Consider the following 13,951-nt stretch of genomic DNA (forward strand, 5'->3'; position numbering starts at 1 on the left):
TCAGTCTCAACCCTCGAATAAAGCTTTGAAAAACAATTGTTCCCCGCCAAAACAGCCTCCAATCACAATAGTGGAGACTCCTTGAATCACATAGATCAGGCAAACGTCAAATCAGGTATGAAATTTTGAAGGGTGGTAAGCTTCGCCCGTCAGTGCCTTGTCAAACGGATAAGAGGTGAGGTTTTCATATCCATCGTCGGTGATCAGCACCTGATCCTCCAGCTTGATTGAAAAATCGCCACCCTCGGGGCTGACCAGAGCCTCGACGCAGAGCACCATGCCAGGCTCCAGCTCAAAGTCGAAGGCGCCTTCGACCATCTTGTCGGGATAGGCCACCAGTGGCCATTCATCGCACAGACCGACCCCATGCATCATGCAGCCGTATTTTTGTTTCTGGTATTGGGCATCCAGCGGATGGCAGGCGCGGGACAGATCCTGAATATTCACCCCGGGTTTGAGCAGCTCCATATTGTGCTGGATGTGCTCAATGCCATGCTGCATCGCATAGATCATATCGGGGCGCGGTTTGCTGTCGCCGATCCACCAACTGCGTGAGATATCGATACAAATCCCGTAGGAGCCGACCAGATCCGTATCAAAGCTGATCATTTCGTTGTTCTGAATGATCCGCGGTCCGCATTCCTGAAACCACGGATTGGTGCGCGGGCCGGAGGCCAGCAGGCGGGTTTCGATCCATTCACCACCGCGGCGGATGTTTTCTGCATGCAGCACCGCCCAGACATCATCCTCTGAAATGCCGCCTCCGGGGATTTTTTCACGGGCAAAGCGTTCCATTTCAGCGACGGCGGTTTCGCAGGCGTGATGGGCGCAACGCATTGCCTTGATCTCATCTGGGCCTTTCACGGCGCGGCATTTTTCCGTCAGCTCTTCGCCCGGGAGCACCTCGATCCCCTGGGCTTCCAGCGCGCGCAGCCCGTGCAGCATGATCTTGTCCACGGCCAGGCGTTTGTTGCCGCCAGAATGTTCCTCCAGCAGGATCCGCACCTCATTGGAAAACACGTCCGCGGCCACATCAACCTTGTCGCCCCGATCAAAGTAGAACAGGTCGGCGCCCGCCCGTTGCTCGCGGACCAGTGGATTGAATTCGCTCAGGAAAGGGGACTGTTTGTAGTCCCAGATGACCATGTAGCCATCGGCGCAAATCAGCAAAGCGCGAAACGGATTGTGGGTGTTCCACAGCTGCATATTGGTGGAATCCGTCGCATAGCGGATGTTGAGCGGATCAAACACCAACAGGCCACCATAGCCGCGGTCATTGATGAACCGGGTCAGCCGTTCCCAGCGGTATTTCCGCAGCGCCTGCAGATCCGGCAGCTCGAGCCCGGCATCGGCCCATTCGCCAAAAGCAAGCTGTGTGGGACCGATTTCGACACGGTCATTGTCGTTCGGGGTCATATCGCCAAGGGTGGTGCCCCGGCTGGGATCAATCTTGCGGATGTCGCGGTGATGCTGGTTCATATCTGGCAAGCCTTTCGCGGTGTGGTCCTATATTGCGCTCTGATCCGAATGATCTCTGTGCGTTCTGGTGCTGGCGTCTTGGATCTGTCTCGGGTTGGCCAGCCCTTGTTGGGTGCAGAACCAAACAGGCGGCCAGGCAAATCAATCACCCAGAATCTGTCATCCAACGGTTGAAGCATACGGTTGCGGATCACTGGTCATATGTGTCCATTCCACGATGACGTGGTTTCTACGCCCCGTCCAATTGGAAAACGACGGGTAGAGGCGTCGTTTTTGGTCTCTCCCGCGCCTTTTGGGCGAAGAAAAAGCGCTGGGGCGTGGCGGGGCAACGGTGCTAAGCCTGCACCTATGACAGCGATTCTGCAGACAGCTATTCCGTTCAACCCGCTTGTGGCGACCAAACTGCCAGGCATCCAGCCGCTGGATCCGGCGAACTGGCTGATCTGGGATGATGCGTTTGCGGAGCAGATGGCAGAACGGGAGCAGCTGCTGTCCAGCCGCCGTGATGCGGTGGTTGCACTGTCAGAGCGCGCAACGCCTGCGGCACAGGAGCTGTTGGATCTGGTGTTGGCAGATCGCTACGGAGAGGCAGCAGTCACCGCGCGCAGCGTTCTGCGACCCGACGGGCAGGAGGTGGCCATTGATCGGCAGGATCCGATGGGCAGCCTGGGCCGGTTGACGCAGCAGGATTTCTGTATCCTCGAAAAGGCAGCAGACGAGCGCGAGCATGTGCTGACCGCTGCGGTGTTGTGTTTCCCGGCGAATTGGACCCTTGCGGAGAAATTCCTGCGCCCGCTGATCGCTATTCATGCGCCGGTGGACAGCTACGACAGCGGTATCGCAGCCAGGGTTCAGCGCCTGTTTGACGGGGTGCAGATCGGGCGGCCGCTGTGGCGCTTCAACGCGTTATGGTATGCGGATGCAACGCTGCACCAACCCCGGCCCGTCGTCGGCGATCGGCCACGCCCGAGCGAACAGGAGGCGACGTTTCTGCGCAGCGAACGGCAGACCATCTTGCGACTGCCACAGACGCGCGCCGTTGTGTTTGGGATCCACACCTTTGTTCTGCGCCGCCAGGATGTGATCGCCCAATGGGGCGCGGGGGCTGATGCGGTCCACCGCGCTGATGACATCTGAGCGAAGAGACAGGTCCTAAGTTCAAGCCCCGAGACCTGCGGTGGCTCGGTGTGGTTTAAAACGCCGTTGCTGCGGTGCTTTGCAGCGTGATGAAGAGGCCCGCACCCGCCAGAATATAAAGGCTGCGCCGCAAGCTGTTGCTGGCCTGAGGCACCATCTGCCGCGCGTCGTGATGCGTTTTCATGCGGGACGACAAACCGGTCAGACGGCTGAGCAGGCGGGTCAAACCGTGGGTGGGGTGCGTTTGGCGCAAAACCTGTGAGGCGCGCGCCCGCGCGCGTTCACTGGCCTCAATCGCTTGCCGGTTGGCGGTCTTTTTCTGCAAGATTTCATCGCAGTGCCGCGACAGTTCTGCCGCTGTCTCCTCAATCGGCTGGAAACAGGCGCGTCCACGGATGCGTTTTGGCTGGACGTCACGGGATTGGGCTTCTGGGTTTTGACCCTCCGCAGGCTGGGCCATGGCCTCAACTTGCGTCTCGTCTTGGATCTCGGCAAGCGCGGTATCACCAGCCATGCGTTGACCCAGACCGAGGTTTTGATCGGCAGCACGTGGAGGTTGCGCCATCGTGAGCGAGTCCACTTCAAGCACGGGCCCAGCAGCGTAGCTCCCGCCACCCAGCGTATTGGGATTGATCATGTCAGGCATAGCAACGCTGATAGGATCAGGCATAGGTATCGTGTTCGGCCCACCGTTCGACCCGGCATCCTGTTCACCGTCCTTCACAGCGTTCAGTTCACCGACCTGTTCGTTGGCTATCTGGCTGGCCGTCACGGGCGTCAGCTCCGCAACCTCGGCCAAAACGATGTCCAAGAGCGATGTGTCTGACGGTGCAGAAACTGCAGGGGATGGGTTCGCCAGGATCATATCGGCCATGGGGGCATCGGCGATCTGGTCAATCGGTTCCGCCGGCGTCGTCTTTGGTTCAGCCATAGCCGTCTCAGCCACGATCGCCTCGGCCAATTGTCCGTCATTTTCTGTTGCCTGTGCTGCGTCGTCGCTTGCGAAAGCGGACAGGAAACTGGCGCCACTGTAGTCGACCGGATGGTGCAGCCAGTTCACGGCAGCCGGTTCCAGGTCCTGCACGATGCGCTGCATCACCAGTGCCAGAATGACCTCGTTCAGCTCAGCGTCTCGCGGATCGACAACATGCGGTACCAACGCGATGGTCAGAGAGCTGCGCAGATCAACGGCCGAAAGCGAGGCATCTGCATGGGTCACGTCGATGGTCTTGCTTGGATGACGGCGGTAGCGCAGATCAATGCGGTATTGGTCGCAGTCAAAGGCAGCCTGATGGGGACAACATTCCTGGTCGGCATCTGCCGCCAAGTTGGACAGATCATAGCCGAATTGCGCCATGATATCGAGCACAGCGTCGCAGCCCAGGGACAGCGCCTCTTCTTCGCGATACTCAAAGCTCAACTTGCCTTTGAACTGATCTTGTTTGGTCACCGTCAGGGTCCTCCGCTGGGGTGGATTTGTCACAAGGCTACGGGTTGAAATGGCAGAAAATGAGGCCTCACAGCGCAGAGAGTAAAAAAATCATTAATCATTCTCAGGTCACAGAGAAATTCGTCAACATATTGAATAAAAACAATTTTACGAAAATTTAAACGGCGATGAACGTTTGATTTGGGCAAAAGAGAGGCCAGACCTCGCCATATTGATGCCATAGCGGGCCCAATGCGGGGAAATCGGCGGCAGTGTTGCGGATTTATTGACGTAGGGTCAGCTTGGGGTTGTTCTATGCATCAATGTCCGCCCCACGTTCACAGGGCCTTTGCGTCACCCGTTGGTCGAACCTTCTGGGCCGGAGCACTGCGGTGGTCAGATCGGCTGCGGGGCTTGGCAGGGGGCACAAAAAAAGCGCCCCCAAAAAAGGAGCGCTCGAAAAGGCTGTCAATCTTGGGGATCAGCAGCTGTAGTACATGCCGAACTCAACCGGGTGCGGTGTGTGTTCGTAGGTCTCGACCTCTTCCATCTTCAGAGCGATGTAGCCTTCGATCTGATCTTTGGTGAAGACATCACCTTGCAGCAGGAAGTCATGGTCCGCCGCCAGGCAGTCCAGCGCTTCGCGCAGCGAGCCGCAGACGGTTGGGATGTCGGCCAGCTCTTCGGCAGGCAGATCATAGAGGTTCTTGTCCATGGCTTCGCCTGGGTTGATCTTGTTCTTGATACCGTCAAGACCAGCCATCAACAGTGCGGCAAAGCACAGATAGGGGTTCGCTGCCGGATCCGGGAAACGGGCCTCGACGCGCTTGGCTTTCGGGCTTTCGGTCCATGGGATACGGACACAGCCAGACCGGTTGCGGGCAGAGTAGGCGCGCAGAACAGGTGCTTCAAAGCCCGGGATCAAACGCTTGTAGGAGTTGGTCGACGGGTTGGTGAAGGCGTTCAGCGTTTTGGCGTGCTTCAGGATACCGCCGATGAAATACAGCGCCTCATCGGAGAGATCTGCGTATTTGTCACCAGCAAACAGCGGCTTGCCGTCTTTCCAGATCGACATGTTGACGTGCATGCCAGTGCCGTTGTCACCGTAGATCGGCTTCGGCATGAAGGTTGCCGATTTGCCGTAGGCGTGCGCCACGTTGTGGATCACATATTTATACTTCTGCAGCTCGTCGGCCTGTTTGGTCAGGCTGTCAAAGATCAGACCCAGTTCGTGCTGGCAGGACGCCACTTCGTGGTGGTGCTTGTCCACTTTCATGCCCAGACGCTTCATGGTCGACAGCATTTCAGAGCGCAGGTCCTGGGATTCGTCGATGGGGTTCACCGGGAAGTAGCCACCTTTGACGCCCGGACGATGGCCCATGTTGCCCATTTCGTATTCGGTGTCGGTGTTCCAGGACGCGTCGGTCGCATCAACTTCGTAGGAGACTTTGTTGATGGTGTTGGAGAAGCGCACATCGTCGAACAGGAAGAACTCAGCTTCCGGACCCATGTAGGCCACATCACCAATCCCGGAGGATTTCAGATAGGCTTCGGCTTTCTGCGCGGTGCCGCGCGGATCGCGTGGGTAGGCTTCGCCGGTGTCAGGCTCGACCACGGAGCAGTGGATGCAGAGTGTTTTTTCCGCATAAAACGGGTCGATATACACGGACTCGGTGTCTGGGATCAGCTTCATGTCGGAGTTTTCAATCGACTTCCAACCCGCGATGGAGGACCCGTCGAACATGAACCCTTCCTCAAGGAAGTCTTCGTCGACCAGATCGACATCCACGGTCACATGCTGCAGCTTGCCGCGCACGTCGGTGAAGCGGATATCGACATAGGCCGCTTCCTCTTCTTTGATCATCTTCAGAACTGCGTCTGCGCTCATTTCAATGGTCCTTCTGATCTTGGGTGTATGTATATGGTTGTGTTTGGGACAGGCAGGTCTGTGTCTTGATCGACCTTTGGCTGTATGGTGAGCCAATCAGGGCCTGCGCTGTGGTATCTTGGTTTCGGAGCTTTCGATGTGCTGCGTGGCCGCCGGAGTTGCGGCCATCAGGCTCACAGAGCGTCCGGGCCGGTTTCACCGGTTCTGATCCGGATGGCTTGCTCAACAGGGGAGACAAAAATCTTGCCGTCGCCGATTTTGTCGGTCTTGGCCGCCGATACGATCGCCTCGATGGCGGCATCGACCTGGTCGTCGTCCAGAACCACCTCGACTTTGACCTTCGGCAGGAAGTCCACGACATATTCGGCACCGCGGTACAGCTCGGTGTGACCTTTCTGGCGGCCAAAACCCTTGACCTCGATCACCGACAGACCTTGTACACCGACGTCCTGCAGGGCTTCCTTCACCTCGTCCAGTTTGAACGGTTTGATGATGGCTTCGATCTTTTTCATACCGGCACTCCTCACAGGGTTGTTGGGGACGGTCAGATCATTTCTAGTGATGTGGGACAACCAAAGCTGACGTGAAGACGGGCAAAGAGATCAGGTTTTGATCACTGTTGCTCATTTTTTGACCGATGCGATTAAAAAATAGGCAGCGTGCAAAAATGACAGCCAAGCAGCGTTATTTTTAAGCGGCAATAGCCTGCCGAAATGCGACCCGCCTGGGAGAGGAACACGCAAAATGACCGAATTGCTGAGCGCAGCACAAATGCGATGCATCGAGCAGGCGGCGATTGATTCTGGTGCGGTGTCAGGCCTGGAGTTGATGGAGCGCGCCGGGCAGGGCGTGGTCGAAGCCATCTTTGCGCAGTGGCCGGAGCTCGCGGAACCGCGGGGGTCAAACCCCGCGCCCGTGACGCAATCGGAGCCGACGTCTCTTGAGCAATCTGACACCGCGGGCCGCGCCTTGGTCTTATGTGGGCCGGGCAACAACGGCGGTGACGGCTTTGTGGTGGCGCGCCTCCTGCGCGATTTGGGCTGGGCGGTGGAGGTCGCGTTCTACGGCACCGAAGAAAAGCTGCCCCCAGATGCGCGGGCCAACCATGCGCGTTGGCTGGCACTCGGCGGTCAGATCACAGCGCGCGGTGACGATGCGTCAACGCTGGCAGAGCTGCTGGGTGGCGCGTCTGCGCAGGTTGATCTCATGGTTGATGCTCTGTTTGGCACCGGTTTGAGCCGCCCGCTGGCCGACCGTTTTACAGTGTCTGCCGAAGACCAGGGGCGATTGCAGCGCAGCGGTGTCAGGATCGTTGCTGTGGATGTGCCCAGCGGGCTTTGCGCGGACAGCGGGCGCAGGCTTGGCCCCGTTGCTGGCTCTGTCACTGACACTGGTTCTGAAGCTGGCCGTGTGACTGGGCATGTTACTGAGCTGAGCAGTAGAACCCTCCTTGCGGCAGAGTTGACCGTCACGTTCCACAGTCTGAAACAAGGTCACGTATTGGCCGAGGGTCCCGCCCTTTGCGGTCATGTCGTCGTGCACGACATTGGATTGAGCCCGGCGGTTTTGCCCGGATCTCTGTCCCACCGGGCCTTGGCAGCGTTTCATTCAGAACAGGGGGTGGCGCGACATCTGTGTATGCAGGCGCAGTCGCTGGCGAGGTCGCTGTCGAAACAGAGCGATGGGCATAAGTTCTCCCACGGTCATGCGTTGGTTTTGACCGGCGGGTTTGGCAAAACCGGGGCGGCGCGTTTGGCGGCGCGTGCTGCCTTGCGGGGTGGGGCAGGGCTGGTGACCCTCGGTGTACCACCTGCCGCCCAGATGGAGGTCGCCTGTCAGATCACCGCATTGATGATGACCCGGGTCGGCGGGTCCGCAGACCTTTCGACTGTGCTGGGCGATGCGCGGATCAATGCGCTATGTTTGGGGCCGGGCCTGGGCCAGGACCGTGCGCGTGATCTGCTGCCAGCCGCGCTAGGCGATCCCGCACGTGCGGTGGTGCTGGACGCGGACGCGCTGTCGGCCTTTGCCGAGGACCCCGAGGCGCTCTTTGCCAGGCTTCATGACGCCTGCGTCCTGACCCCGCATGGGGGTGAGTTTGCGCGTCTGTTCCCCGATCTAGCCGAGACACTTGCCGCGGCACCAAGCCAGGGCCCGGCATATTCCAAGGTTGATGCAACGCGCGCGGCCGCTGCGCGGGCCGGTTGCACGGTGCTCTTCAAAGGGTCTGACACCGTGATTGCCGCTCCCGATGGCCGTTGCGTTGTCAACGCGGCCAGCGGCGGGCGATTAGCACCTTGGTTGGCCACGGCAGGGTCGGGGGATGTCTTGGCAGGGTTGATCACGGGTCTTCTGGCGCGTGGTTTTGCCCCCTTTGATGCAGCCGAAACAGCAGCCTGGCTGCATCTCGAGGCAGCTTTGTCCCACGGGCCAGGGTTGATTGCAGAGGACCTGCCAGAGCAGGTCCCACAGGTGCTGCGCCAGCTGGCACTTTGATGGCGACAAAAGTACATGGAACACATTGGCAGTGTTGGCACCGCGGCGGTCTGCGGCCACAGCCAACATTCCACAACTTACGGCCGACAGTCCAAGGGCGCAGAGGCCGCGGCGGACTTTTTGTGGATAACGCTATTTTCCCTCTCGCATCCGCAAGAAACCTCTGCTAGTCACCGGGCTTACGCAGCGCAGAGCCTGGTTTGCACAGATGCGCGCTGCTGGATGCGGGTGTGGCGGAATTGGTAGACGCACCAGATTTAGGTTCTGGCGCCGCAAGGCGTGGGGGTTCAAGTCCCTCCACCCGCACCACTTTGATCTCAAGCTCTCGTTGATGACTGGCCGCCTGCGGGCGGACTATGCCAAGGCGCGGAGTTGCTTGGCGATCCACACCGTGTTCAGAGATCAATACTGAGGGACTTTCTCCCCGCGTTCCGCGTGTTCGGCGATGGTTGTGATGCGTTTTGCGCGTGTTTCGGGTTTCTTCGCTGTCGCAACCCAGCGCAGCACGTTGCGCCTGTAGGATGGGGCTGCGACCTGCCACCAGTCGGTTGCGCGGCGGCTTACCAATGCGATCATCAGATCCTCAGGCTCCTGCAGCGCATCGACATGGGCCATCTCGCCCCATTTGCCCGAGGCTTTGGCCGCTTTGATCGATGCCAGCCCGTGTTCGCTCATGCGTCCCTCGTTGATGAGCTTTTGCGCCCGTTTTTGATAGGAGGCCGCCCAGGCCTGTTGTTTGCGTTTGGACAGCAACTGCATTGTGCGGTCGTCGTCCAGTTTGAGCCGTCGCCCATCGATCCAGCCATAGGCGACAAGGGCGTCCAGCACCTGATCGCGGCTGACATATTTGTCCCGGTGGGCCGCTTTCCAGGTGACCAGCCAGATGCTGTCGTCCTGGGTGTGATTGTCGGCGAGCCAGCCCCAGAGCTGGTCTTTGTTGGTCACCTCGACCTTTTGGAACTTCTCATGATCCATTGTTCCGCCCTCATCCCGCTGCGCGCCCATGGGAGGCGTGCTCTGCCTCATGCTCTATGTATTTTTGCGGGCGTGCAGGTCCAGCGGACAGGTCTGCGGGGGGCTCAGTTGGCTTTTGCGACCAATTGATACCCCGGTTTGGCAAGCGCTCGCACCGTGGTGATCGGCGCGCCATTGATCCAGGTGGTGCGCTCCATGACAAACAGCGCTTCGTCAACGTCTGCGGCCAGCAGATCAGCCTCTTCGTGGGTGGCGCGTTTGGCCAGAAACCGGACTTCGCAATCGCTGTAGGGGCGGTTGCGGATCAGCCATTCGTTGGCGCTTTCGCGGCTGAGATCCACATCCAGGATCTCAGGCGTGGTGTCGTGGGCGATCCAGCGATCTTCAAAGATGTAGGGTTGTTTGTCCGCCATATGCAAAGCGCGCACCCGCAGCATTTTCGTGGGTTCCGCAAGCCCAAACGACGACGCCACCCGTGGCGGTGACATCAGGATATCACGGGACACCAGGAAATAGCCGTATTCATGCCCCGCCGCTTCGATTTCCAACCGTGTGATCGGGATGTCAAAGGTTGTGCGCGTGATCGGGTGGAGCGTGATCGTGGTGCCCCCTTTGCGCCGCCGGTTCACGGTGCCGCTTTGTGCCAAATCCAGCATCGCGCGCTGCACCGTGGTGCGCGAACAGTCGAATTCCTCTGCCAGCTCCTGATCATTTGGCAGCTTGGCGCCCGGCAACAGTTCACGCTCCAGCACGCGCCGCCTGATTTCGTCTCTGATGTCTATCCAGTTGCTCGCCATGGTCGGAATCCGTGCCTTTGTTCGCATACACCTAATTTGGACAGGGGTTCATAGCCAAGTCGTCCGCTCGCAGCCACTCAAATTGATATTGACACAATTAATATGTGCATGCTTAAAATTTTTTGGCAACGGCTTAATGCTGTTTGCGATATGGGAGGACAGAATGAAACGCAGAGAATTTGTGACAGCCGGTGTGTTGGGCGCTGCGGCGACATCACTGGCAGCACCCGCCGTTGCCCAGGGCATTCGGCAGTGGAATATGGTAACGGCTTGGCCCAAAAATCTGCCTGGACCCGGGGTTGCCGCGCAGATGCTGGCTGATCGGATCACCACGCTGTCGGGGGGACGGCTGGAGATCAAACTGCACGCTGCGGGGGAATTGGTGCCCGGACGTGGGGTGTTTGATGCGGTGTCCGAAGGCACGGCCGAGCTGTACCACGCGGTGCCTGCCTATTGGGGGTCCAAGTCCAAAGGGATCTTGCTCTTTGGCTCGCAACCCTTTGGTCTGCGCGCGGATGAGCAGTTCGGCTGGCTCTATCACGGCGGCGGGCAAGCGCTTTATGATGAGATTTACGCCCGCTTCAACCTGAAGCCATTTCTGTGCGGCAATTCCGGGCCACAATGGCAGGGGTGGTTCCGCGATGAAATCAACTCGCTGGATGATCTGAAGGGGCTGAAGTTCCGCACCACAGGCCTGGCTTCTCAGATGTGTTCGAAAATCGGTATGGCGGTTCAGGCGATGGGGCCGCGGGACATGTTTCAGGGGCTTCAGACAGGTGCGCTGGATGCAGGCGAATTCATCGGGCCCTGGACGGACAGCGCCGTTGGCTTCCAGCAGGTTGCAAAAAACTACTACTGGTCCGGTGTCGGGGAGCCATCCTCGGCAGAGGAATGCGCGGTCAACGCTGATGCCTATGCCGATCTGCCCGATGATCTCAAACTGGCGGTCAGCTTTGCCTGCGAGAGCCTCTACAATCCGGTCTGGACCGAATACACCACCAAACACGCCCAGGCCCTGACCCATCTGGTCGCGAACGAAGGCGTGCAGGTGCGCAAACTGCCCGATGATGTGGTGCAGGCGATGGGTGCGGCTGCGGTTGAGATCATGGATGAGCTGGCGCAGGACGAAGATGAACTGGTGCGCCGGATCACCGAAAGCTTCCTGGCTTACCGCAATTCCGTTGGTCCCTACATGGTTTATGCGGACAATGGCCAGATGAACGCGCGTGCCAGCGTGCTGGGCTACTAAAGCGTATATCCGGCGGGCGAGGCCGTGCGCCGGACCTTACTTGGGGCAAAACGTGCAGAAACTTATCGGAACTTTGGATGGGTTCAGCCACGCGGTTGGATCTGTGGTGCGCTGGCTGGCGCTGGCGATGGTGTTGGTGCAGTTCTTCGTGGTTGTCGCCCGCTATGTGTTCGGGCTGAGCGATGTGGCGGTCAATGAATCCGTTCTGTACATGCATGCGACCCTGTTCATGTTGGGGGCAGGTTACACGCTGTTGGTCAATGGACATGTGCGTGTCGATATCTTCTACAACCAGTTTGGCCCCACGGGGCGACGCCGCATAGATCTGCTGGGGCATCTGCTTCTGCTGATGCCGACCATGTGTGCCATCCTCTACTGGTCCTGGCCCGCTGTTTCCAATTCCTGGGGCATCCTGGAAGGGCCGATTTCCGTGGGCGGGATCAAAGCGGTCTTCTTGTTGAAAACGCTGATCCCGGCGTTTTGCATTCTGCTGTTGCTGCAATCCGCATCCGAAGTGCTGCGTCTGCTGTTCGGGGGCGAGACACGTGATTGAATATCTCGACCTATTGATGTTTGCGGCCCTTATGGTCGCTGTGCTCTCTGGTTTTCCCGTCGCTTTCAGCATCGCGGGTACGGCGATCGTCTTTGCCTTTCTGGGCTGGTCGCTTGGGGCGATGAACATTTCGCTCTTGGGTGCGATGTCGCAACGCATCTTTGGCCTTTTGACCAATGGCGTGTTGATTGCCATTCCGTTGTTCGTGCTGATGGGAGCTGTGCTGGAGAAGAGCCGCATCGCCGAAGAGATGCTGGACAAGATGGGCCGGTCTTTCGGGGGGCTGCGCGGGGGGCTGGGCATTTCCGTGGTGCTGGTTGGCATGCTGCTGGCGGCCTCCACCGGCATTGTGGGCGCCACGGTCATTGCGATGGGGATGATCGCGCTGCCGACGATGTTGCGGTCGGGGTATGATCCGCGGCTGGCCGCGGGCATCGTCTGCGCATCTGGAACGCTGGGTCAGATCATCCCGCCATCGACCTTGCTGATCATCTTATCGGACGTGATTTCAAACGCTTATCAGCAAGCGCAATACGAACAGGGCAAATTCGCTATCGACACAATCTCTGTCGGACAGATCTTTGCCGCGGCTTTGCTGCCGGGCCTGACCATGGTGGTTTTGTACATTCTGTATATCCTGCTCCGGGGGCTGGCGCGGCCCGCAGATGTGCCGGTTCTGAAAGACGCCAACGTCCGGTTGCCCCTTTCGGAGATCCTGTCCGCCATTCTGCCTGCGATCCTGCTGATACTTGCGGTGCTTGGCGCAATCCTCAGCGGCGTTGCGTCCCCAACCGAAGCCGCGTCTGTTGGCGGTCTGGGCGCAATTTTGATGGCAGCGATCAAGATCGGAAAGGCGCGCAACATCGTGCTCGCGGGCACTGTCTCGCTGGTGCTCTTGGCGATCGGTGCGGGGCTTTATCCTGTGCGTCTGCAACGCAGCGATCTGGGGGCGTTCGACTACCTGATTGGGGCAGGCTACATGGTGCTGACCCTGGTGGGGGCGCTGGCCATTTTTCTGGCGGTCAAGCAGCTGATCGCGCAAAAGACGCTGCAACCGGTGCTGAATTCCACCCTGACGATGACCTCAATGATTTTCGCAACCATTCTGGCGGCGGGCATCTTCTCGCTCGTGTTCATCGGTCTTGGTGGCGAAGAGCGGGTGCATGCGCTGTTGTCAGAGCTTCCGGGCGGCCCAACCGGTGCGCTGCTGTTTTGTATGCTGTTTATCTTTTTCCTGGGGTTCTTTCTCGATTTCGTCGAGATCGCGGTGATCGTGCTGCCTCTGGTTATGCCCAGTCTCATTCTGATGGGGCATGATCCGGTCTGGCTGTCGGTTCTGATTGCGATCAATCTGCAAACCTCGTTCCTGACACCACCGTTTGGGTTTTCGCTGTTTTACCTGCGCGGTGTGGCGCCCAAAGATCTCAGCACCGCTCAGATCTATGCTGGTGTCGCCCCGTTTATCGTGATCCAGATCCTGGCCGTGGCAGTCATCTGGTTCGTGCCGGAGATTGCGACCTGGCTGCCAAACCTGTTGTTTTGAGGGTGTTGTCTAAACGTGATCTGATCACGCTATAGGACCGAATGGCAGCGGCGGCCGAGGCTCCGCCGCTGCCCACAGGATCAGATCAGAACGAAGTCTTCGGTCAAATCTGCGGCCTGTATGCCCAACAGTGTGATCGAGGCGTCGGGAGCCAGGTCGATCACGGTGTTGGCCCCTTCTTGGCTGATCACGCTGGCCAGATCCGCAAAGCTGTCAAAGCCGAAATCACTACCGCTGAGATCAAGCAGATCGGGGGTGGAGGCGACCCAAGTTCGACACTTCAGAACTATATTTGAGGTGCTTGTTTTTGGCGGGTGGTTTTATTTCAATGGGTTAGGGTTGATTAGTGGGTCTAATCCCCCAACTTTTGTCGTCACACGTATTGTTCGTATTCATCATTGCTTG

General features: G+C 58.7%; 11 protein-coding genes and 1 tRNA gene. 6 read left to right on the forward strand and 6 right to left on the reverse strand.

The features are described 5' to 3' along the window. Positions 1-111: 111 nt before the first annotated feature. The gene (gene dddP / locus Q0C28_RS00335; protein ID WP_293572660.1) at positions 112-1,479 is read right to left on the reverse strand and encodes a dimethylsulfonioproprionate lyase DddP; all 1,368 of its coding nucleotides are present in this window, start codon (positions 1,477-1,479) and stop codon (positions 112-114) included. A 348-nt stretch (positions 1,480-1,827) separates the two neighbouring features. On the opposite strand from dddP, the gene Q0C28_RS00340 reads away from it, so the two are divergent. Further along, a complete protein-coding gene (locus Q0C28_RS00340; protein WP_293572661.1) occupies positions 1,828-2,616 on the forward strand; it encodes a DUF3445 domain-containing protein in 789 nt (262 codons plus the stop codon). A gap of 55 nt (positions 2,617-2,671) precedes the next feature. Here the strand turns inward: Q0C28_RS00340 and Q0C28_RS00345 are convergent, their stop codons facing one another. From Q0C28_RS00345 to Q0C28_RS00355, 3 genes are all read right to left on the reverse strand, one after another. Then, on the reverse strand, positions 2,672-4,066 hold the full coding sequence (locus tag Q0C28_RS00345) for a hypothetical protein (protein WP_293572662.1): 1,395 nt from the start codon (positions 4,064-4,066) through the stop codon (positions 2,672-2,674). A gap of 460 nt (positions 4,067-4,526) precedes the next feature. Continuing rightward, on the reverse strand, positions 4,527-5,933 hold the full coding sequence (gene glnA, locus Q0C28_RS00350; RefSeq protein WP_293572663.1) for a type I glutamate--ammonia ligase: 1,407 nt from the start codon (positions 5,931-5,933) through the stop codon (positions 4,527-4,529). A 173-nt stretch (positions 5,934-6,106) separates the two neighbouring features. After that, positions 6,107-6,445: a P-II family nitrogen regulator gene (locus Q0C28_RS00355; RefSeq protein ID WP_293572664.1), complete on the reverse strand. Its 339-nt coding sequence runs from the start codon at positions 6,443-6,445 to the stop codon at positions 6,107-6,109. A 232-nt stretch (positions 6,446-6,677) separates the two neighbouring features. Between Q0C28_RS00355 and Q0C28_RS00360 the strand changes: the two genes are divergently transcribed. Continuing rightward, complete coding sequence (locus tag Q0C28_RS00360; RefSeq protein WP_293572665.1) at positions 6,678-8,429, forward strand: NAD(P)H-hydrate dehydratase; 1,752 nt, start codon at positions 6,678-6,680, stop codon at positions 8,427-8,429. A gap of 224 nt (positions 8,430-8,653) precedes the next feature. Further along, a tRNA-Leu gene (locus Q0C28_RS00365) sits at positions 8,654-8,738 on the forward strand. Positions 8,739-8,831: 93 nt separating this feature from the next. On the opposite strand, the gene Q0C28_RS00370 is transcribed toward Q0C28_RS00365, so the two are convergent. Further along, positions 8,832-9,404 (reverse strand): YdeI family protein, encoded by a 573-nt coding sequence (locus Q0C28_RS00370; RefSeq protein ID WP_293572666.1) that lies wholly within the window; start codon positions 9,402-9,404, stop codon positions 8,832-8,834. A 104-nt stretch (positions 9,405-9,508) separates the two neighbouring features. Further along, a complete protein-coding gene (locus Q0C28_RS00375; RefSeq protein ID WP_293572667.1) occupies positions 9,509-10,201 on the reverse strand; it encodes a GntR family transcriptional regulator in 693 nt (230 codons plus the stop codon). A 163-nt stretch (positions 10,202-10,364) separates the two neighbouring features. On the opposite strand from Q0C28_RS00375, the gene Q0C28_RS00380 reads away from it, so the two are divergent. From Q0C28_RS00380 to Q0C28_RS00390, 3 genes are read left to right on the forward strand one after another with little or no spacing between them, the layout of a single operon-like run. Beyond that, positions 10,365-11,450, forward strand: coding sequence for a TRAP transporter substrate-binding protein (locus Q0C28_RS00380; protein WP_293572668.1), 1,086 nt, complete (start codon positions 10,365-10,367; stop codon positions 11,448-11,450). A gap of 52 nt (positions 11,451-11,502) precedes the next feature. Further along, positions 11,503-12,003, forward strand: a complete 501-nt coding sequence (locus tag Q0C28_RS00385) for a TRAP transporter small permease subunit (protein ID WP_293572669.1) — start codon at positions 11,503-11,505, stop codon at positions 12,001-12,003. Continuing rightward, positions 11,996-13,546: a TRAP transporter large permease subunit gene (locus Q0C28_RS00390; protein ID WP_293572670.1), complete on the forward strand. Its 1,551-nt coding sequence runs from the start codon at positions 11,996-11,998 to the stop codon at positions 13,544-13,546. The genes Q0C28_RS00385 and Q0C28_RS00390 overlap by 8 nt, the downstream gene beginning before the upstream one ends. Positions 13,547-13,951: the final 405 nt, after the last annotated feature.

This window comes from Phaeobacter sp. (assembly GCF_022825805.1).
GTDB lineage: Bacteria > Pseudomonadota > Alphaproteobacteria > Rhodobacterales > Rhodobacteraceae > Phaeobacter.